At 38.5% G+C, this 21740-nt stretch carries 14 protein-coding genes; 13 read left to right on the top strand and 1 reads right to left on the bottom strand.

Going from position 1 to position 21740, the window contains the following annotated elements; all coding sequences use genetic code 11:
• The first annotated feature begins 63 nt into the window (after positions 1-63).
• From BMX24_RS08520 to BMX24_RS08485, 8 genes are all read left to right on the top strand, one after another.
• Positions 64-2037 (top strand): alpha-L-arabinofuranosidase C-terminal domain-containing protein, encoded by a 1974-nt coding sequence (locus BMX24_RS08520; protein WP_089791603.1) that lies wholly within the window; start codon positions 64-66, stop codon positions 2035-2037.
• 137 nt (positions 2038-2174) lie between these two features.
• Complete coding sequence (locus BMX24_RS08515) at positions 2175-3872, top strand: ribulokinase (protein ID WP_089791602.1); 1698 nt, start codon at positions 2175-2177, stop codon at positions 3870-3872.
• Between the two features lie 339 nt (positions 3873-4211).
• A complete protein-coding gene (locus BMX24_RS08510) occupies positions 4212-4910 on the top strand; it encodes an L-ribulose-5-phosphate 4-epimerase (RefSeq protein ID WP_089791601.1) in 699 nt (232 codons plus the stop codon).
• A 146-nt stretch (positions 4911-5056) separates the two neighbouring features.
• Entirely contained in the window at positions 5057-6553 is a 1497-nt protein-coding gene (gene araA, locus BMX24_RS08505; protein WP_089791600.1) for an L-arabinose isomerase, read from the top strand.
• Positions 6554-6574: 21 nt separating this feature from the next.
• Positions 6575-7732, top strand: a complete 1158-nt coding sequence (locus tag BMX24_RS08500) for an aldose epimerase family protein (protein ID WP_089791599.1) — start codon at positions 6575-6577, stop codon at positions 7730-7732.
• A gap of 3 nt (positions 7733-7735) precedes the next feature.
• Positions 7736-9463 (top strand): sodium:solute symporter family transporter, encoded by a 1728-nt coding sequence (locus tag BMX24_RS08495; RefSeq protein ID WP_089791598.1) that lies wholly within the window; start codon positions 7736-7738, stop codon positions 9461-9463.
• Between the two features lie 232 nt (positions 9464-9695).
• Positions 9696-10340 (top strand): 3'-5' exonuclease, encoded by a 645-nt coding sequence (locus BMX24_RS08490; RefSeq protein ID WP_089791597.1) that lies wholly within the window; start codon positions 9696-9698, stop codon positions 10338-10340.
• A gap of 2 nt (positions 10341-10342) precedes the next feature.
• On the top strand, positions 10343-12253 hold the full coding sequence (locus BMX24_RS08485) for a DUF294 nucleotidyltransferase-like domain-containing protein (RefSeq protein ID WP_228404742.1): 1911 nt from the start codon (positions 10343-10345) through the stop codon (positions 12251-12253).
• 3 nt (positions 12254-12256) lie between these two features.
• On the opposite strand, the gene BMX24_RS08480 is transcribed toward BMX24_RS08485, so the two are convergent.
• Entirely contained in the window at positions 12257-12943 is a 687-nt protein-coding gene (locus tag BMX24_RS08480; RefSeq protein ID WP_089791596.1) for an NUDIX hydrolase, read from the bottom strand.
• A gap of 525 nt (positions 12944-13468) precedes the next feature.
• Here BMX24_RS08480 and BMX24_RS08475 point away from each other — a divergent pair.
• From BMX24_RS08475 to BMX24_RS08455, 5 genes are all read left to right on the top strand, one after another.
• Positions 13469-15844, top strand: coding sequence for a glycoside hydrolase family 127 protein (locus tag BMX24_RS08475; protein WP_089791595.1), 2376 nt, complete (start codon positions 13469-13471; stop codon positions 15842-15844).
• Positions 15845-15870: 26 nt separating this feature from the next.
• Complete coding sequence (locus BMX24_RS08470; protein WP_089791594.1) at positions 15871-17784, top strand: sialate O-acetylesterase; 1914 nt, start codon at positions 15871-15873, stop codon at positions 17782-17784.
• 78 nt (positions 17785-17862) lie between these two features.
• Entirely contained in the window at positions 17863-19317 is a 1455-nt protein-coding gene (locus BMX24_RS08465; RefSeq protein ID WP_089791593.1) for an MFS transporter, read from the top strand.
• A 247-nt stretch (positions 19318-19564) separates the two neighbouring features.
• Positions 19565-20686 carry an endo-1,4-beta-xylanase gene (locus BMX24_RS08460; protein WP_089791592.1) on the top strand — a complete coding sequence of 374 codons (1122 nt, stop codon included), beginning with the start codon at positions 19565-19567 and terminating at the stop codon, positions 20684-20686.
• A 45-nt stretch (positions 20687-20731) separates the two neighbouring features.
• A complete protein-coding gene (locus BMX24_RS08455; RefSeq protein WP_089791591.1) occupies positions 20732-21700 on the top strand; it encodes a glycoside hydrolase family 43 protein in 969 nt (322 codons plus the stop codon).
• The last annotated feature ends 40 nt before the right edge of the window (positions 21701-21740 follow it).

Raw genomic sequence — 21740 nt, 5'->3', positions numbered from 1 at the left:
ATTAGAAATATTACACTGAGTGTAGCCGAAGTGTCTGTTTTGGACAATCAAAATAAATTATCAATGAAAACTAAAAATAAAATCTTTACCCTTCTTCTTTCAAGCTGCGTTGCGTTTTCAACAGCGCAAACCTCAAAATTTACTTTAGATCTGGATGGAACTTCTACCAACATTAAAATCCAGCCAACGATGTATGGGATTTTCTTTGAAGATATCAATTTTGCAGCCGATGGCGGTATTTATGCTGAATTAATCAAAAACCGAAGCTTTGAATTTGATGAACCCTTGACGGGCTGGAAGCAAAAAAATACACAAACACTTTCTCATAATCTGGATTCCGGATTTTTGACGATTTATTCTGATCATTCCAAAACCAATAAAAACTACGCAAGAATTACCGTTCACAACGATAAAAAATACATATTGGAAAATGAAGGCTTCCGGGGAATCGGGCTTCATAAAGATGCCGGATATGATTTCAGCTTCGATCTGGAAAATGCATCAGGAAACATTTCTGTCGTCAATGCAAGCTTAGTCGACGAAAACGGAACCGTAATTTCTACAGTCCCGATAATCATTAAAGGAAAAGGCTGGCAAAAATATAAGGCTGTTTTCTCGCCCTCAAGAACGGTTGAAAAAGCAAAACTACAGATCACTTTCACAGGAACCGGAGTTGTGAATATAGACATGATTTCCCTCTTTCCGCAAGATACGTGGAAAGGAAGAAAGGGTGGTTTACGCAAAGATTTAGTTCAGAAATTATACGATTTACAGCCCGGATTTTTGCGTTTTCCGGGTGGGTGTATCGTGGAAGGCAGAACATTGGCGGAAAGGTATCAATGGAAGAAAACATTAGGAAATGTAGCAGACAGAGAATATCTCATCAACAAATGGAGCTCTGGTTTCCCGCATCGTCTGACTCCCGATTATTACCAATCGTTCGGATTAGGTTTTTACGAATATTTCCAGCTTTCCGAAGATCTGGGAGCCGAGCCTTTACCGATTCTAAGCTGCGGAATGGCCTGCCAGTTTAACACGGGTGAGCTGGTAGATCTGGAAGAATTGAACCCCTTCGTTCAGGATGCTTTGGATTTAATTGAATTTGCCAACGGCGATGCCAATACGAAATGGGGAAAAATTCGAGCAGAAATGGGGCATCCAAAAGCTTTTAATATGAAATATATTGGAGTCGGAAATGAGCAGTGGGGCGAAGATTACATCGAACGCTACAAAATTTTTGAAAAAGCCATTCATGCCAGATATCCTGATATTAAAATCATTTCAGGAAGCGGACCTTCGCCCGACGGTGATTTTTTTGATTACGGCTGGAAAGAACTTAAAAAACTCAACGCACAAATCGTGGATGAGCATTATTACAATTCTGCAAAATGGTTTCAGGAAAATGCAGCGAGATATGACAAATACGACAGAAACGGACCTAAAGTTTTTGCGGGTGAGTATGCCGTTCAGTCAGTAAAAGTAGTAAGTCCGGACAATAAAAACAATTGGGAATCGGCACTGTCTGAGGCCGCTTTTATGACCGGACTGGAAAGAAATGCAGATGTGGTCACCATGACTTCTTACGCACCGTTATTTGCACACGCCGATGGTTGGCAATGGACTCCGGATTTGATTTGGTTCAATAATCTGCAATCCTACGCAACACCCAATTATTATGTTCAGAAATTATTTTCGAATAATAAAGGAAGCGACTTATTGAGAATGTATCACAATAAAAAATCAGTCAGCGGACAGGACAAACTCTATGCAACCGCCGTAAAAGACAATAAAAATGATGAAGTAATTATCAAGATTGTGAATACAGATTCTAAGGAAAAGACAATTGAAATCAATCCTAGAAATATAAAATTGGGGCAAAAACTAATGAAAATAATTTTAACAGCTTCCGCCCTTTCTGACGAAAATAATTTTAAAACAGAAAACATACAGCCTGTTGAAGATAATTCGATCATTAAAAAAGGGAAATTTTCAGTTGAAATTCCTGCCAATTCTTTGGTTGTTTTAAAGATTAAATAAACCTTAAGTACAATAAATAAAAGAAAAGTTAAAATTAAGTGTATTTTATACATTTATTTAAAATAGAATCTTATATTTGTTTTATTCTCCGATTAAGGGAAATATAAATATTTATTAAAACTAAATTCATTACAAAAATGAAGAAATATGTTATCGGACTGGATTATGGCACAGATTCCGTACGTGCAGTGCTGATCGATACAGAAAACGGAGCAGAACTTGCAACATCCGTCAGTTACTATCAACGATGGAAACATGGGAAATTTTGTCAACCCGGAGAAAATCAATTTCGCCAGCATCCGTTAGACCATATCGAAGGCTTACAACAAACCATTTCTGATGTAGTAAAAGAAAGTGGAGTGGCACCGGAAACGATTGTAAGCATCTGTGTTGATACTACCGGATCATCGCCGATTCCTGTGAACAAAGAAGGTATAGCATTATCTTTGACTCCGGGATTTGAAGAAAATCCGAACGCGATGATGGTGTTGTGGAAAGATCATACTTCCATTAACGAAGCCGAAGAAATCAATCAGCTTGCCAGAAACTGGGGTGGTGAAGATTACACCAGATTTGAGGGCGGAGTCTATTCTTCCGAATGGTTTTGGGCAAAAATTCTGCACATCAACAGACAGGATGAGAAAGTGAAAAATTCCGCTTACAGCTGGATGGAGCACTGCGATTATATGACTTTTCTGCTTTCCGACCATCAGGATTTGGAAACTTTCAAAAGAAGCCGTTGTGCAGCCGGTCACAAGGCAATGTGGCACGAGTCGTGGAACGGGCTGCCGTCAAAAGAATTTCTCAAGCTGTTAGATCCATCTTTGGCTGAACTTCGTGACAGGCTATACGAAAAAACATATACTTCAGACGAAGTGGCGGGAAATCTGAATCAGGAATGGGCTGCAAAATTAGGACTAACAACCGATACCGTCATTACAGTGGGCACTTTTGATGCGCATTCCGGTGCAGTCGGTGCAAAAGTGGAAGAAAATACACTGATCCGCATTATGGGAACGTCAACCTGCGATATTATGGTCGCACCCAACGAAATTATCGGAGATAAAACGGTGAAAGGAATCTGTGGTCAGGTAAATGGCTCCGTTATTCCGGGATTAATTGGTCTTGAAGCCGGACAATCCGCATTTGGTGATGTATTGGCGTGGTACAAAGATATTCTGAGCTGGCCGGTTCACAATATTCTGTTGAATTCCAACGTGATTGATGAAAATCAAAAACAGCTGTTAAAAGAAGAAATAGAAAATAATCTCATCCGCAACCTTACACTGGAAGCAGAAAAAATTCCTCTTTCCGAAGCCCTTCCTATTGCCCTGGACTGGATCAACGGAAGAAGAACGCCGGATGCCAATCAGGAACTTAAGGCCACTATCAGCAATCTTTCACTCGGTACAAAAGCGCCGCATATTTTCAAAGCATTGGTCAACGCCATTTGTTTCGGGGCGAAAAAAATCGTCGACCGTTTCGAAGAAGAAGGCGTAAAAATCGAAAAAGTCATCGGAATTGGTGGGGTAGCCAGAAAATCCCCGTTTATTATGCAAACGTTGGCAAACGTCCTCAATATGCCGATCGTCGTAGCAGCATCCGACCAGGCTCCGGCTTTGGGAGCAGCAATTTATGCGGCAGTTTCGGCAGGCATTTATCCAAATGTTCAGGAGGCAAGTCAGAAAATGGGTTCCGATTTCGAAGCAGAATATTTTCCTCAGGCAGATCACGTGGAAAAATACGCAGAATTAATGGATGAGTATCAGATTCTCGCCGACTTCACAGAAAACAACATAAAATCAAAAAAGAAGTTGATAGTTGACAGTTTGTAGTTAATGGAAACCAATAGAATTTCTATATAGCTCCGTAGGAGCGAACTGTTAATAGCCATCGTAGAGGCGACCTGTTAAATAATTATAATTATTAAAAACCATCAACTAAAAAACCATCAACTAAAAACCAATAACCAAAAAAATTATGGCAGCTTTATCCGTCTTCCGCTCCCAATCTTTTTTGCCCACGCTTTTGCTAATGCAAAAAAAAGGATTTCCGCTCAAGCCGGGCTGCGTGCAATTCAACTTTCCAAAAAGAACCTGAAGGGTTCAATATGAATAGCCATAGGTGAAACCTATGCATTGTGAAGAAAAGAAAATATCAAAAAATAATAAAAAATGAGCATCTATAAAGAACTTCAAAGAGAATGTTACGAAGCCAATATGCAGCTGGACGCATTGAAGCTTGTCGTTTACACCTTCGGAAACGTGAGTGCTGTCGACCGTGAAAAAGGAATCTTTGCTATCAAACCAAGCGGGGTTCCTTACGAGATCCTGAAACCTGAAGACATAGTCATTCTGGATTACGATGCCAATGTGGTAGAAGGAAAATTAAGACCGTCTTCCGATACCAAAACCCACGCTTACCTCTACCAAAACTGGGAAAACATTGGCGGAATTTCTCATACACACGCGATCTATTCCGTTGCCTGGGCGCAGGCTCAGATGGATATTCCGATTTTCGGAACCACACATGCAGATCATTTAACGACAGATATTCCCTGTGCACCTCCAATGCGCGACGATTTAATCGAAGGAAATTACGAATACAATACTGGAATCCAGATTCTAGATTGCTTCAAAGAAAAAAAACTGTCTTACGAAGAAGTTGAAATGGTACTTATCGGAAACCACGGACCGTTTACCTGGGGTAAAAATGCTGATAAAGCAGTCTACAACAGCAAAGTTCTGGAAACCATTGCTGAAATGGCGTATCGAACAAGACAGATCAATCCTGATGCACCACGCCTGAAAGACTCTCTCATCAAAAAACATTATGAACGCAAACACGGCAAAAATGCCTACTACGGACAGTAATTAAAATTAAAAATAAAGTTTGTCATTGTGAACGAAACGTAGTGTAGTGAAGAATCACATTTAAATATAACAAATAGAGATTCCTCGTTCTTTGGAATGACAACGCAACAGTAAAAACAAACAACAAACAACCATCAACTAAAAATATGTTAACACCTCTCAATACAAAAGAAATCTGGTTCATCACCGGAAGCCAACATCTATACGGTCCTGAAACCTTAGCTCAGGTTGCAGAACATTCACAGAAAATTGTTGAAGCTTTTAATCAATCTTCATTAATTCCGGTAAAAGTTATTATTAAGCCAACCGTAAAATCAACCGAAGAAATTTTTGAAACATTAACGGCAGCTAACCGTGCGGAAAACTGCATCGGAATTGTAACCTGGATGCACACATTTTCACCTGCAAAAATGTGGATTCGCGGATTGACGGCTTTGCAAAAACCAATGCTGCATCTACACACACAGTTCAACCAGGATATTCCTTGGTCTACCATGGATATGGATTTTATGAACCTGAATCAGGCAGCCCACGGTGACCGGGAATTCGGTTTTATGGTAAGCCGTCTTCGCAAAAACAGAAAAGTAGTTGTAGGGCACTGGGCAGAGGAAAGAGTTCAAAAACAAATCGGAGACTGGAGCCGTGTTGCAGCTGGCTGGGACGATTGGCAGGGAGCAAAATTTGCCCGTTTTGGAGATAACATGAGATATGTTGCCGTGACAGAAGGCGACAAAGTAGAAGCAGAAACAAAGTTCGGATTTTCGGTAAATACTTGGGGAATCGGAGATTTGGTAAGCGTTGTCAATTCTATTGGTGATGGTGAGATTAAAACTTTAATGGAAGAATATGAAGCTTCTTACAAGATGGCTGAATCTCTTCTTTCAGGCGGAAGCCATAGAAAATCGCTTGAAGCAGCAGCAAGAATAGAATTAGGCTTAGAAAAATTTTTGAAAGACGGAAATTTTAAAGGTTTTTCAGATACTTTTGAAGATCTTCACGGTCTGGAACAGCTTCCCGGAATTGCCGTTCAGAGGTTAATGCAAAAAGGCTATGGTTTTGCCGGAGAAGGCGACTGGAAAACAGCGGCTTTGGTTCGTGCCATGAAAACGATGGGACAAGGTCTGGAAGGCGGAAATGCTTTTATGGAAGATTATACTTATCATCTCAATCCTTCGAATCCTTCGGTTTTAGGCTCTCATATGCTGGAAGTTGATCCTGTTTTAGCGGTTGACAAACCTTCTTGTGAAATTCATCCGTTGGGGATCGGTGGTAAGGCAGATCCTGTTCGTCTGGTATTCAATTCAAGAGGGAATATTGATTCTTTAAATGCTGCTTTAATGGATTTCGGAAATCATTTCAGACTGTTAATCAACAAAACAAAAGCATTGGAAATTACAGAGGAACTGCCAAAACTTCCTGTTGCAAGAATCCTTTGGAAGCCGTTGCCGGATTTGTACACGGCCGCAGAGGCTTGGATTCTGGCTGGTGGAGCACATCACACGTGTTACAGTGAAAATATTACGGCAGAGCAGTTGGAAGATTTTGCAGAAATTGCGGGCATCGAATCATTGGTTATTGATGAAGATACAAAAATCCGTGATTTTAAGAACACATTACGCTGGAATGAAATTTATTATCGTTAATCTTGTAATATCATTCAAACTATGAAAATAATAAACTATAACCTTATTATTGTTGGACTTTTATGTATTTTCGGATGCAATAAAAAAGAAACCACTAATCAGGTTCAAAAAGAAAATATGGCAAACATACAAGTTTCAGACTACGCGGTAACGGCAAAAGGCGATTCTATTAAGAAATATACCTTAACCAACAAAAACGGAATGACCTTGGAAGTCATCAATTTTGGGGGTATTATCACATCGCTCACAGCACCTGACAAAAACGGTAAATATGAAGATATTGTTTTAGGTTTCACAAAACCTGAAGATTATTTTAATGGAAATCCTTATTATTTCGGCGCTTTGATCGGTCGTTACGGAAACAGAATTGCCAACGCAAAATTTACTTTGGAAGGTAAAACTTACGACATCGATAAAAATGACGGACCCAACAGTCTTCATGGAGGAAAAGAAGGTTTTCATACCAAATTCTGGAATATCGAGTCTATAAAAGATGCAAAATTTCCGACTCTTAAGTTGACTTACACCAGTGCAGATGGCGAAGAAGGCTATCCGGGAAAACTGTCGACAACGGTTTTATATACTTTGACAGATGACAATGCTTTGGAGATTTCTTACGAAGCGACCACGGATAAGGCAACGGTTGTCAATCTTACACAACATTCCTATTTCAATCTCTCAGGAAACTTCACAAAAACGATTACCGATCATGAACTGCAAATCAATGCAGATAAATTTTTACCTGTAAATGAAACGTTGATTCCTACAGGCGAACAGAAAGCGGTAAAGGGAAGTCCGTTTGATTTCACAGTTTCAAAACCAATCGGGAAAGATATCAATTCAGATGATGATCAGCTTAAAAAAGGAAAAGGATATGACCACAACTGGATTCTAAATGGAACCGGAATGAGAAGCATTGCCAAAGTGTATCATCCTGAATCTGGAAGAGTGATGGAAGTTCTTACGGATGAGCCGGGCGTTCAGTTCTACTCCGGAAACTTTCTTGATGGAAAATTTGACACAAAAACCGGCGGAAAAAATGAATTTCGAACAGGATTTTGCTTGGAAACCCAGCATTTTCCAGATTCTCCGAATCAGTCTTCTTTTCCTTCAACAGAGCTGAAACCGGGACAAAAATATCAAACTAAAACGATTTATAAATTCTCAGTTAAAAAATAGATTATGGGAAACTTATCAACGATTGATATCATCATATTTCTTGTTTATTTTGTGGTGGTAGCGGGGTACGGAATTTGGATTTACAATAGAAAAAAGTCTGCAGCGACAGGCAGCAAAGATTATTTTCTGGCAGAAGGTTCACTCACTTGGTGGGCAATTGGAGCCAGTTTAATTGCATCCAATATCTCAGCGGAACAGTTCATTGGGATGAGTGGGGAAGGATTTTTCGTGGGAATTGCTGTTGCAGCTTACGAATGGATTGCAGCGATTGCATTGATTATCATTGCGGTTTGGTTTATTCCGATTTATCTTAAAAATAAGATTTACACCATGCCCCAATTTCTGGAAACCCGCTATAATAAATCGGTTTCTCTGATTATGGCTGTTTTCTGGCTGTTTTTGTACGTTATTGTAAACCTTACTTCTATTCTATATCTCGGTGCTTTGGCGATCGATACTTTGCTGGGCGGAGATAATCTTCATATTATCATGGTTGGATTGCTTCTGATGGCTTTGCTTATTGGCTTGGGCGGAATGAAAGTAATCGGATATACCGATGTTATTCAGGTGGCAGTTTTAATTATCGGAGGTTTTGCAACGGTTTATATGGCACTTCAGATTGTTGACCAGAGAATCAACGGAGCCGCTGTAGGAAATGCTTTTGCAGGTTTCCAGACGTTAATTCATGAAGCACCGCAACATTTTAAATTAATTCTTGATAAACCAAAGACCACAACGACTACTTTGGCAATGCCGGAAAATCTGAATGTTCAGAAATATGTGGTTCTACCGGGCTTGGCGATGTATTTTGCAGGGCAATGGATTGTAAACCTGAATTATTGGGGATGCAACCAGTATATCACGCAACGTGCTTTGGGAGCTGATTTGAAAACCGCAAGAACCGGAATTTTATTCGCAGGATTTTTGAAGTTATTCATGCCGATTATTGTGATGCTTCCGGGAATTGCAGCCTATGTTTTATACACAAAAGGACATTTGCCTGGTTTCAATGGGGTGAAGGACGGTGCCTATTCAGCTATTTTAGGATTTTTGCCAACCGGACTTAAAGGTCTTGCAGTGGCAGCACTTACCGCAGCCATTGTAGCTTCTTTGGCTGGAAAAGTAAACAGTATTTCCACGATTTTCACTTTAGATATTTATAAAAAATACCTGAAAGCAGATGCGACCGAAATTGAGATGGTAAGAACGGGGCGCTGGGCGATTATTGTTGCAATGGCCGTTGCTTTGGCATTTACCTGGACGGATGTTTTGGGAATCGGAGGAGAAGGAGGTTTTACCTTCATTCAGAAATATACAGGATTTATCAGTCCTGGGGTTTTTGCGATGTTCCTTTTGGGAATGTTCTGGAAGAGAACGACAGGAACAGCAGCTTTGGTCGGTGTTCTTCTAGGGTTTTTACTGGCGATTTTCTTCAACAGTTTTGCCGTAGATATTTTCGGGAAAGAAACCTGGCTATACACTGCTTTTACCTATGAGAAATTAGAAAACGGTGTCGTTCATACGATTACAGAAATTCCGTTTTTGATTAATATGGGATGGTCATTCGTTATCACGGTTGCTGTGATGGTAATGATAAGTCTTGCTGGCCCGAAAGTGAATCCGAAAGCTTTTGCAATAGATGTCACAATGTTTAAAGTAGATTCTAGAACTTTGGTTATGATTGTAGTGACGGTTCTTTTACTGACCGCACTTTACGTAAGATTCTGGTAACTTAAAAATATTTAAAAAGGGATGTCATTATTGGCATCCCTTTTTTAGTTTGTTTAAATTAAAGGCTGCAAAGAATAAAAATCAAATATTTTTTTAACTTATGTGTTCTTATTTTCAGTTTAATAATGAACTTAAATAACCAATGTGTTAGATCTTTTGTCTCTTTTAAAATAAAAGTTTAGACAAGTTCTTTGTTAAAAATTCTAATGATTTTGTAATTTTAAATAAAATTTTGAAAAAATATCTTCTTTTTATCGATACCGAAACCACGGGAATCCCGAAACGCTGGGATCTGCCTTATTCTGACACAGACAACTGGCCGTCAGCGGTTCAGGTTTCGTGGATTTTGTATGATGAATTCGGTAACCTGGTTAAAAAAGAAAATTTTTATATTAATACTGGAAATTTGAAAATCAGTGTGGCATCCTTCAGAGTCCACGGAATTACCAGGGAATTTTTAAGCAAAAACGGAGAAACACGAAGCTTTGTTTTAAAAAAACTTTCAGAAGACATCCGAGAATATCATCCGCTGATTACGGGACACTTCACAGAATTCGATATTCATACATTGAGCTGCGATTTTTACAGAGCAGGTTTGGAAAATCCTTTTCAGCAGAGCCATTTTTACTGCACAATGCTCAAAAGCAAAGACTATGTTTTAAACCCTGACGTTGATTATTTTCGCCTGCCACAGCTTTACGATTTCCTTTTTAATGAAAAGATGGAACGCTCTCACGATGCTATGATTGATGCAGAAATGACGGCAAAATGTTTTTTTGAAATCCGTTCCCGAGGAGAAATATCGGAAGACGAACTTCAGAAAATTCATCACGAAATAGAATGTAAATTAAAATTTTTAACGAATAAGATGAAATAATCATGATGGAAGAAAAAATTATTTCACTATTAAAAATAACAGAGCCTTTTCATCTTTTACCCGAAACAGTGCTCGCTGAAATCTCTGAAACACTTATTAAAACCGAGTTTTCTAAAGATACGCTGGCTTATCGTCAGGAAGTTACCGAGATGAAAGGTGTGGATATTATTTCATCGGGGGAATATGAAACGTTCTTTTTCGATGCTGCCGGAAATAAAAGATGCGTAACCAGACATCATTCTCCTTATTGTTTCGGCGGGATTTCGGTGGTTCTGAACAGAGTGCGTGCGCTGAAATCTGCCATTGCCAAAAAAGGAACTGTGGTTTACACCTTACCCAGAAAAGAATTTTATGAATTGTGCGATGCATATGAGGATTTTTTTCATTATTTCACTTCAGATTTTGGTAAGAAAATGCTGGATGAAGAGTTTTCACATTTTGTAAAAACACCCGCAACTTTCGAAGAAAGTTATTTTGCAGCCGATCAGCTGTATTCTAGGAAAATTGAAAGTATTGCCTATAAAAGTATTGTTTTCTGTGAGGAAAATACACCCGTTTTTGAAGCTGCCAAACTGATGGCTGCCAATAAAGTAAGCTGTATTTTTATTAAAAAAACGGGAAGTGACGAGATTATTGGCTATGCTACCGATATTACTTTGCGGGATAAGGTTATTGCCCGTTGTCTGCATTCCGGAATAGCCATTTCGGAGGTGATGGATAATCCGATTGTAAGTATTTCCAGCGATGCCTATTTGTATGAGGCGGTTTTAATGATGTTTAAAACCAAATCAAGATATCTTTTGGTAAAAAACAATGAAGAATACCTCGGTTTTCTAAGCCGAAACCGTTTGCTGAGCGAACAGGCGCAAAGTCCGCTGGTGTTTATCCAGTCTGTAAAGCAGGCAGAAAATGCCGAAGAGCTGCGCAAAAAATGGAAACAGGTTCCGGATATCATCAATCAGCTTTTGGGAAGGGGAGTGCATGGCGAAATTGCGAGTCAGGTCATTACCACGATTGCTGACACGATAACCGTAAAGGTAATAGAAAAAGTCATCAGGGAAATAGGAGAACCGCCTGCAAAATTTGCCTTTATCGTCACCGGAAGTGAAGGAAGAAAAGAGCAGACGCTGAGCACCGATCAGGACAACGGAATCATCTACGAAGACAAAGCCAACGAACAGCGGGAATTGGTAAGAGAATATTTTCTGGATTTTGCCAAAAAAGTTTCGGATGATCTAAATATGATTGGTTTTGAGTACTGTAAAGGTGGTTTCATGGCCAGTAATCCGAAATGGACACATTCTCTTTCTCACTGGAAAAGAAATTACAGCCAATGGATTGAAGAATCTGTGCCGGAAAATGCAATGAAATTTTCTACTTTTTTTGATTTTCGCTTTATTTACGGTGATGAAAGTATTGTCCGTGAGCTGAAAACATATATCAAAGAAAAACTGGTTTCGCCCAATCAGCTGTTTTTGGCACATATTGCAAAAAATGCACTTCAATATGAGCCCCCTTTAACTTTTTTCAAAAAAATAAAGACCCAGACCATCGGAAAATCGGAAGTTTTCGATATTAAAACGGCGATGTCCCCAATCGTAGATCTGATTCGTGTCTACGCACTGAAGAATCATCTGGAAATAGAAAATACAGGCGAGAGAATGAAAAAACTTATGGAAATTGGTATTTTCACACAACAGCAGTACAACGAAATCCATCAATCGTATTATTATTTGATGGCACTTCGGCTAAAAAATCAGGCGACCCAAATTACCATTGATAAAAAAAATCCCGATAATTATATCGAAATCAGTAAACTGACCAAAATAGAACGTGTAACTTTGATTGAAATCTTCAAGACCATTGCCAATTTTCAGTTAGGCATCAAAGTGAAATTTACCGGAAGCCTCTAAAGCCTAGATTTTAAACATAAAACCTTCAGAAATTTTCTTATTATATTTTTCTTCATCAAAAGTGTAAAGAAAAGACCCCTTTTTAGATGAGCTCATATCTTTTTCATTGGTTTTTACCAGAACGTCCAAAGCGTTTATCTTGCTGGTAAAATTTCGCTTGTCGTATTTTTCGTCAAAGATCGCTTCGTAAAGATTCTGAAGATCTTTCATCGTAAATTTTTCCGGAAGCAGCTCAAAACCGATAGGTCTTGTGGTTGCTCTTCTTCTCAGTCTGAGAACTGCATCTTTTACCATCACATTATGGTCAAAAATAAGGTCGGGACGATCTTTAAAGTCAAACCACTTGGCACTGTATTTTTCATTGATCTGAATATTATCCTGAATATTAATCAAAGCATAGTATGAAATTGACATAATTCTGGCGGTAGGTTCACGATCAATTTCTGTGTAGGTGTTGAGTTGCTCGAGATAGATGTTTTCAAGCCCGGTCAATGTGTTGAGGACACGATTGGCAGCCTGGTCAGAATTTTCTTTATCATCAATAAAGCCTCCCATAAGAGACCATTCTCCTTTCTTCGGTTCAAAATTTCTTTGCACCAGAAGAATTTTCAGGTCATCCCCGTCGAAACCGAAAATAATGCAGTCAACTGCCACAAAATGTTTAGGATAAGTAAGATAATTTTCTTCCATCAAAATGAATTTATGCAAAGTTAAAATTTTTTAGAATAAATTTTAGTATGAAATGTAAAATAAATGTAAATACTACACTTTATCTTTCTCTTTTAATTCTTTTTGAAAAATTATCGGTTCCGAAGCATGTTTTGGAGAATTATTTTTATCAATAAGACGATTTATTTGCCAGATTTACTATAAATCCTATATGAATGCAATGTTAAAAATATGTTAAAATTTATATAACTGATTTCACTCAAATTATTTCGGGGGATATTATATAAATACGATAAGTCCCTGTATAAATTTTATAGGTTTGTTATAAACAAATGATATTTATTTTGATTCTGATGAAATTATATTTATTTAATTGATCTTCTATTGTTTGTCTATTCTTGTTTTTTATGATAAGGTAGCGTTTTTTTGAAATTTTTTCACCTGTTCAAAATGTTTTTTTTAATGGTAATATTTCAAAATGATGAAAATTGTTTGCTATCTGGTTACTTTCTTTTATTTTTATAAATGTAGAAATAACATTTATTAATGAACAAAACATCAGTGATATTACTTTTTGGCTTTACTACCATTGTCTTTGGGCAGGTAAAGAAAAATGTTAGCTACTTTTCGCTTAATAAAGTTCATTTGTCTGAAAGTGTATTCAGTAAGGCGATGCAGACAGATGAGAAATATATCCTGTCGATGGATGCCGATCGTCTTCTTGCACCCTATTTGAAAGAAGCAGGGCTAAAACCTAAAAAAGAAAATTATCCGAATTGGGAAAATACAGGACTGGATGGTCATATCGGAGGACACTACCTATCAGCTTTATCGCTGATGTACGCCTCGACGGGTGATCCGAAAGTCAAACAGCGTCTGGATTATATGATCGATGAGCTGGAACGTTGCCAGAATCTTTCAGGAAACGGCTATCTATCAGGAGTTCCGAACGGTAAAAAAGCCTGGAAAGAAATTGCCGATGGAAATATCAGGGCAGCAACTTTCGGGTTGAATGACAGATGGGTTCCGCTGTATAATATTCACAAAATATATTCAGGTTTACGCGATGCCTATTGGTATGCAGGCAGTGAGAAGGCAAAAAAGATGCTGATAAAACTCACTGATTGGATGGCAGATGAAGTTTCCGGACTTTCCGATGAACAGATTCAGGATATGCTTCGCAGCGAGCACGGCGGTTTGAATGAAGTTTTCGCTGATGTTTACGACATCACAAAAAATCCGAAATACCTCAAGCTTGCCCATCGTTTTTCACATCTCGCCATTTTAAACCCATTGCTTAATGGTGAAGACAAACTCACAGGAATCCACGCTAATACACAGATTCCGAAAGTGATTGGTTTCAAAAGAATTGCAGATTTGGAAAATAATAAAGAATGGAGTAATGCTGCCGATTTTTTCTGGACGAATGTCACGCAAAAAAGGTCAGCAATTATCGGAGGAAACAGTGTGAGCGAGCATTTCAATCCCATCAATGATTTCAGCGGAATGATTAAAAGTATCGAAGGTCCCGAAACCTGCAATACGTATAATATGCTGAAACTTTCCAAAGAATTGTATGCGACCAATCCAAAATCGTCTTACATAGATTATTACGAAAGAGCTTTATACAATCATATTCTTTCTACGCAAAATCCTGAAAAAGGTGGTTTTGTGTATTTTACACCGATGCGTCCCGGTCATTACAGAGTATATTCTCAGCCGGAAACCAGCTTTTGGTGTTGTGTAGGTTCAGGAATGGAGAATCACGCCAAATATGGTGAAATGATTTATGCATATTCTGATGAAGATTTGTATGTGAACCTTTTTATTCCTTCCATTTTAAAATGGTCAGAAAAGAAATTGGTTTTGAGACAGGAAAATAATTTCCCTGAAAATCCATCGACAAAATTAGTTTTTGACGTTGCTTCAAAATCAAATATAAATTTAAAATTAAGAGCACCGGAATGGGCAAATGCCTCTCAAATTACCATTTCATTAAATAATAAAAATATTACCGTTCCTGTAGATGCTGAAGGGTATTTTACCATCAAAAGAAAATGGAAGAAAGGAGACGTTATCGAAATGAAAATGCCAATGCACCTTTCCGCAGAACAGCTTCCTGACCATTCGGATTATTTTGCCTTCAAATATGGTCCTGTCGTTTTGGCTGCCAAATACGGAAAAGAAAATCAGGACGGACTTTTCGCCGATGACAGCAGAGGCGGACACATTGCGCACGGTCCGCAGATTCCTTTGAATGAAATTCCGACTATTTTGGGAAGTTCAGATTCTGTTTTAAGCCATTTGGAAACGATTAACGGAAAAGATCTGACCTTCAGATTAAAAGGATTGTATCCTCAGAATCAATTCAATGACGGATTAGAATTGGTTCCGTTTTATAAAATTCAGGAAGAACGTTACATTATTTATTTTCCGCAGGCGAATCAGGATAAAATTGAAATGATTCAGAAACAGAAAATCAAAGAAGAAGAGGAAATCAGAAAACTGGACAACATTACGACTGATAAAATTCAGTTGGGTGAGCAGCAGCCGGAATCCGACCATTTCATCGACAGCAAAGATTCCAATACCGGATATATGGAAGACCGCCATTTCCGTGAGGCAAAAGGCTGGTTCAGCTATCAGATGAGGAACAAAGATAAGAATGCAAAATACCTTTATCTTCTTTATTTCGATGCCAATAACAACCGGACTTTGAATGCGGAAATCAATGGAGTGAAGGTGATTTCTAAAAATTTCGAAGGAAAACTGGGCAGTTCTCCGCAAATATTATTAATCCCGATTCCTGAATCTGAGAGTCACAAGGAAATTCTAAATGTAAAATTTAATACAAATGAAAAATCTTTGACCCCGAAAATCATTGAAGTAAGATTATTGACCCAAATGCCAGATAAAAACTAAAAATAAACTGCAGAATTCAATTTACTATGAAAAACAGAATCTTTTTTAAAATATTAATTTTATTCGTAGGCTCATTATGCATTTCTTTTATTGAAGCCAAAATTACACTTCCGGCACTGGTTTCAGACGGAATGGTTTTGCAGCGTAACCAAAAACTGAATGTTTGGGGAAAAGCTGATGCAGGAGAAAAAGTGGAAGTGAAATTCCTCAATAAAAATTACAAAACCATCGCTGACCCAACCGGAAACTGGAAAATCACACTTCCCGAGCAGAAAGCCGGAGGTCCTTACACGATGACCATCAATGAAATCACATTGAAAGACATTCTCATAGGCGACGTCTGGCTGGCTTCCGGACAATCGAATATGGAGTTGCCGATGCGCAGACTGACTCCTCTTTATGCTGACGAAATTAAAAATGCAAATAATCAGAATATCAGGTTTTTTACGGTTCCTCAAAAATATAATTTTAAATCACCTCAGACCGAGCTTGATGGCGGAAAATGGGAAGCGACAAATCCACAGACGATTCTTAATTTTTCGGGTGTTGCTTATTTTTTCGCAAAAGAATTAAGCCAGAAAAATAAAGTGGCCATCGGTATTATTCACGCTAGTTTGGGTGGTTCTCCGATTCAGGCGTGGATGGATGAAAATTCTCTGAAAAAATACCCTGAATATCTGGATGAAGCGAAAAAATGGCAAAATGATGAGCTGATAAAGTCGACGGAATCTACCGAACAGGCAATGAGCAAAGCCTGGTACACAGAACTTAACCAGAGTGATATCGGACTGAATCAATACTGGGAAAACTTCGACCTAAACGATTCTGATTGGAAGACGATGCAGATTCCCGGTTCTTGGGAAGATAAAGAAGGTTCTTTTGAAGGTTCGGTTTGGTTTAGAAAAGAAATTAATTTAACTAAAAATCAGGCAGGAAAAGCCGCTTTTTTAAATTTAGGAAGAATAAAAGATGCCGATGTTACCTACATCAACGGAACAAAAGTAGGAAATGTAACTTATGAATATCCGCCACGTTGGTACGATATTCCTGCAGGCGTTTTAAAAGAAGGCAAAAACATCATTGCTGTAAGGATTACCAATGGAAGCGGGAAAGGGCAGTTCATCGCTGACAAACCTTATTATCTTGAAATTGAGGGAAATAAAATAGATTTAAAAACCGAATGGAAATATAAAATCGGAGCTAAAATGGAAAAAATGGCTCCAGGACAAACCTTCATTCGTTGGAAACCAACCGGACTGTACAATGCAATGATCAATCCTTTAATTAATTATAATATCAAAGGCGCCATTTGGTATCAGGGAGAAAGCAACACCGGAAAACCAAAAGAATACGGCGATCTGCTGACCACAATGATTTTGGATTGGCGAAATAAATGGAACCAGAAAGATATGCCTTTCTTCACAGTACAATTGGCAAATTTTATGGAACCAAAAACGCAGCCTGTAGAAAGCAATTGGGCAGAATTAAGAGACCAACAGCGTCAGGTTTCGCTATCAGTTCCGAATACCGGACTTGCCGTAATTATTGATTTGGGAGAGTGGAACGATATTCATCCTTTAAACAAAAAATCGGTTGGCGACAGATTGGCTTTGCAGGCATTGAAGGTTGCTGATAAAAAAAATATCATCGCAGACGGACCGATGTATCAGTCAATGAAAGTGGAAGGAAATAAAATTATTCTTTCCTTTAAAAATGGAACTGATGATTTTGCACCTGTTTCAGAGCTGAAAGGCTTCGCCATCAAAGGACAAGACGGAAAGTATGAATGGGCAAAAGCCAAAATCGAAGGCAACAGAGTTATCGTTTGGAATGACACCGTTTCAAGTCCTGTTTCAGTACGATACGACTGGGCAGACAATCCCGACGGAAACCTTAAAAACAAAGCCGGACTTCCCGCATCGCCATTTACAACAGAATAATTATTAAAACATAATAAAAATAAAGACAGAAGATTTTAATCTATTATCTATTTGTCTATCATCTAATATCTAATTTATATGAACAACTCATCCCAAAAAATATCCGTTGTTGAGAAAATCGGCTACAGCTTAGGAGATCTGGCAGCTAATCTTGTTTTCCAGACGCTTGTAACGTATTTAGCTTATTTCTACACAGATATTTACGGATTAAAACCGGAAGATGCCTCCATCATTACACTCACCGTCGGCTTATTGGCTGGTTTTGTCTTTAATCCTTTAATTGGTGCTTTGGCAGACAGAACGCGCACAAAATGGGGAAAATTCCGTCCTTGGATTTTATTAACGGCCATTCCTTTGGGTGCAGCGGCGCTTTTGGCCTTTAGTACACCCGATTTTTCGTATAAAGGAAAAATGATTTACGCGGCAGTCACTTACTCTGTTTTATTATTGCTGTATGCCGCCAATAATTTACCTTATGCTGCTTTAAGTGGCGTGATTACAGGTGATATGGGTGAACGTAACAGTATTTCATCTTACCGTTTTGTAGCTGTAATGTTTGCGCAGTTTTTCGTTCAGGTATTTATGCTGCCTATTATTTTATCTGCAGGACACGGCGATAAAGCAGCCGGAATCGAGGTTGTAATGACCTGGCTGGCGATTATTGGAACGGTAATGTTGCTGATAACATTCTTCACCACAAAAGAAAGAGTCATTCCAAAACCGGAACAGGAATCTACTTTAGGTGCTGATTTAAAAGATTTAAAGAAAAACAAGCCGTGGATTATTATGTTAACGGTTACGGCGTTGATTTTCATTACATTGGCGATGAAAGGCGGTTCGTATGTTTACTATTTCAACAATTATGTAGACGAAGCTTCACTTCAGCAATTTATATCACCGATCACTAATTTCTTCAATTCTATCGGAATGAATTTCTTCGGAGAAGACCCTCGTTCAGCAGGTTTCGGATTGTTTAACGCAGGGGGAATCATTATGATGATTGTCGGGATTACTTTTTCCAAAAAATTTGCTGACAAATATGGTAAAAAAGATGCGTTCATCGCTTCATTGTTTATTTCAACTTTATTTGTACTGGCATTTATATTTTACCCGCCAAAATCAGTGGGATTGATGTTCTTGTCACAAATTTTACACGGTTTCTTCTACGGAATCGGAACACCCTTGCTTTGGGCTATGATTGCCGATGTTGCCGACTATTCCGAGTGGAAAAACAACAGACGCGCTACCGCAATTATTTTCTCGGCAATGATGGTTGGGTTAAAAGTTGGTTTAAGCATCGGAAGCTCATTAGTTGCCTATATTATCGGTCAGTACGGTTACATTTCCTCAGAAGGTGCAATGAAGGTTGTTCAGCCGGAAAGCGTGTCAGCCGGAGCAAAAATGCTGGTCAGCGTATTTCCGTCCATTCCGTTCTTTTTAGCGTGCGGATTGCTGATGTTTTACGAAATCAACAAAAAAATGGAAATCAAAATCGAACAGGATCTTAAAGAAAGAAGAAAAGCGAAAGATTAATAATATAATAAAAATTTGGGCAGCTATTTCCGTCTGAATTTATCCTGAGCTAAGTCGAAGGGCTCCCGCTTTTTTGTTCCGCTTCGCTCCACAAAAAGAGCTCCGTTCAAGCCGGGCTGCGAGTGATTCGTCGCTAAAGAAGAAAATTAATAAGAACGGACTTTACTTTTTTCAATAAAGGCAAAAAAAAGCTTTAGCCAAAATTTATAACAAGTTTCATCTGAAACCGAATGAAAATAAAAATCTTATGAAAAAAATAATAGCATTATTAGGAATTTTAACCCTCACTGTCTCATGCAAGACAGCAGGCACGGCGACTTCTGACGATACTCTGAAAGACGCATTCAAAAATAAATTCTACATCGGAACAGCGATGAGCCTTCCGCAGATTTATGAAAAGGATGTAAAGTCTGTTGAGATTATCAAAAAACAGTTCAGCTCCATCGTTGCCGAAAACTGTATGAAATCAATGTTTCTGCAGCCAGAAGAAGGAAAATTCTTTTTCGATGATGCCGATAAATTTGTTGCTTTTGGAGAGAAAAACAAAATGTTTATCATCGGTCATACGTTGATTTGGCATTCGCAGTTACCCAAATGGTTTTTCGTAGACAAAGACGGAAAAGACGTTTCTCCGGAAGTTTTAAAACAAAGAATGAAAAATCACATCACAACGGTGGTTACGAGATACAAAGGCCGTGTGAAAGGCTGGGATGTCGTCAACGAAGCCATCATGGAAGACGGAACTTACCGTAAAAGTAAATTTTATGAGATTCTTGGTGAAGAATTTATTCCCTTGGCATTTCAATATGCTCATGAAGCGGACCCAAATGCAGAACTTTATTACAACGATTACAACGAATGGCATTCAGGAAAAGTTCAGACCGTCAGTAAAATGGTTCAGAACCTGAAATCCAGAGGAATCCGAATCGATGGAGTAGGAATGCAGACTCACGTTGGTCTCGATACGCCATCACTTGATGAATACGAAAAAGCAATCGTAGCTTACGCAGCAAACGGCATAAAAGTAAATATTACCGAAATGGAAATCAGCGCACTTCCTTCACCTTGGGGAACTTCTGCCAACGTTTCAGATAAGGTAGAATACGAAGCAAAAATGAATCCTTACACAGCCAGACTTCCCGAAAATGTAAAAACAGAATGGGAAAACCGTTATCTGGATTTTTTCCGGTTATTCATCAAACATCAGGACAAAATCAGGAGGGTGACCTTGTGGGGAACTACCGATGCCCAATCCTGGAAAAACGATTTCCCGGTAAAAGGCAGAACCGATTACCCTTTACTTTTTGACCGTAACAATCAGACAAAACCTGTAGTGGAAAAAATTATTCAATTAACAAAAGAAAAATAAGTCTATCATCTATCAGTCTATCATCTAAATATCTATATTAAAACAATGAAAAAAGCAAAATATCTATTCCCTAAAGATTATATGGCAGACCCTTCCGTACACGTTTTTGAAGGCAAATTGTACATTTACCCCTCTCACGACTGGGAAAGCGGAATGGAAGAAAATGACAACGGCGACCATTTTGATATGAATGATTATCATGTTTTTTCTTTAGACGATGTGGAAAACGGTGAGATTACGGATCATGGAGTTGTGCTTTCTGTGAAGGATATTCCCTGGTCGGGAAGACAGTTGTGGGATTGCGACGTGGCATATAAAAACGGCAAATATTATATGTATTTTCCTTTAAAAGATAAAAATGATATTTTCAGAATCGGTGTTGCAGTAAGCGATAAACCTTACGGACCGTTTGTTCCGGAGAAACACCCGATGATGGGAAGTTACAGCATCGACCCTTGTATTTTTGAAGAAAACGGAAAACATTATATGTATTTCGGTGGAATCTGGGGCGGACAACTACAACGCTACAGAAATAACAAAGCCCTTGAATCGGCCATTCTTCCTAATGAAAATGAACCGGCAATCCCTTCTAAAGTTGTTTTATTAAGCGATGATATGCTGGAATTCGGAGAAGAACCGAAAGACGTTCTGATTCTGGATGAAAATGGAAATCTTCTGCTTCACGGTGACAAACACCGATTTTTTGAAGCCTCATGGATGCACAAATACAACGGCAAATATTATTTTTCATATTCTACCGGCGACACGCATTTGATTTGTTATGCAACAGGAGACAATCCTTATGGTCCATTTACTTTTCAGGGAGAAATTTTAACACCTGTCGTTGGATGGACAACCCATCACAGTATTGTTGAATTTAAGGGGAAATGGTATCTGTTCTTCCATGATTCTGTTCCAAGCGAAGGAAAAACCTGGCTCAGAAGTATGAAAGTTATTGAACTTGAGTACGACAGCGACGGTAAAATTAAGACCATTGAAGGTTTGGAAGAATGATCAATAGGAACGGGCTTTAGCCCGTTTAAAAAAAAGATAT

This window comes from Chryseobacterium wanjuense, from assembly GCF_900111495.1.
Classification (GTDB): domain Bacteria; phylum Bacteroidota; class Bacteroidia; order Flavobacteriales; family Weeksellaceae; genus Chryseobacterium; species Chryseobacterium wanjuense.
The sequence above is the reverse complement of the archived record's forward strand: the minus strand, read 5'-3'. Positions and strand labels throughout refer to the sequence as shown.

What these genes read in the sequence shown, in the direction of transcription:
- BMX24_RS08520 (WP_089791603.1), top strand. Translation starts at nt 64, where the DNA reads ATGAAAACTAAAAATAAAATCTTTACCCTTCTTCTTTCAAGCTGCGTT.
- BMX24_RS08515 (WP_089791602.1), top strand. Translation starts at nt 2,175, where the DNA reads ATGAAGAAATATGTTATCGGACTGGATTATGGCACAGATTCCGTACGT.
- BMX24_RS08510 (WP_089791601.1), top strand. Translation starts at nt 4,212, where the DNA reads ATGAGCATCTATAAAGAACTTCAAAGAGAATGTTACGAAGCCAATATG.
- araA (WP_089791600.1), top strand. Translation starts at nt 5,057, where the DNA reads ATGTTAACACCTCTCAATACAAAAGAAATCTGGTTCATCACCGGAAGC.
- BMX24_RS08500 (WP_089791599.1), top strand. Translation starts at nt 6,575, where the DNA reads ATGAAAATAATAAACTATAACCTTATTATTGTTGGACTTTTATGTATT.
- BMX24_RS08495 (WP_089791598.1), top strand. Translation starts at nt 7,736, where the DNA reads ATGGGAAACTTATCAACGATTGATATCATCATATTTCTTGTTTATTTT.
- BMX24_RS08485 (WP_228404742.1), top strand. Translation starts at nt 10,343, where the DNA reads ATGATGGAAGAAAAAATTATTTCACTATTAAAAATAACAGAGCCTTTT.
- BMX24_RS08480 (WP_089791596.1), bottom strand. Translation starts at nt 12,943, where the DNA reads ATGGAAGAAAATTATCTTACTTATCCTAAACATTTTGTGGCAGTTGAC.
- BMX24_RS08475 (WP_089791595.1), top strand. Translation starts at nt 13,469, where the DNA reads ATGAACAAAACATCAGTGATATTACTTTTTGGCTTTACTACCATTGTC.
- BMX24_RS08470 (WP_089791594.1), top strand. Translation starts at nt 15,871, where the DNA reads ATGAAAAACAGAATCTTTTTTAAAATATTAATTTTATTCGTAGGCTCA.
- BMX24_RS08465 (WP_089791593.1), top strand. Translation starts at nt 17,863, where the DNA reads ATGAACAACTCATCCCAAAAAATATCCGTTGTTGAGAAAATCGGCTAC.
- BMX24_RS08460 (WP_089791592.1), top strand. Translation starts at nt 19,565, where the DNA reads ATGAAAAAAATAATAGCATTATTAGGAATTTTAACCCTCACTGTCTCA.
- BMX24_RS08455 (WP_089791591.1), top strand. Translation starts at nt 20,732, where the DNA reads ATGAAAAAAGCAAAATATCTATTCCCTAAAGATTATATGGCAGACCCT.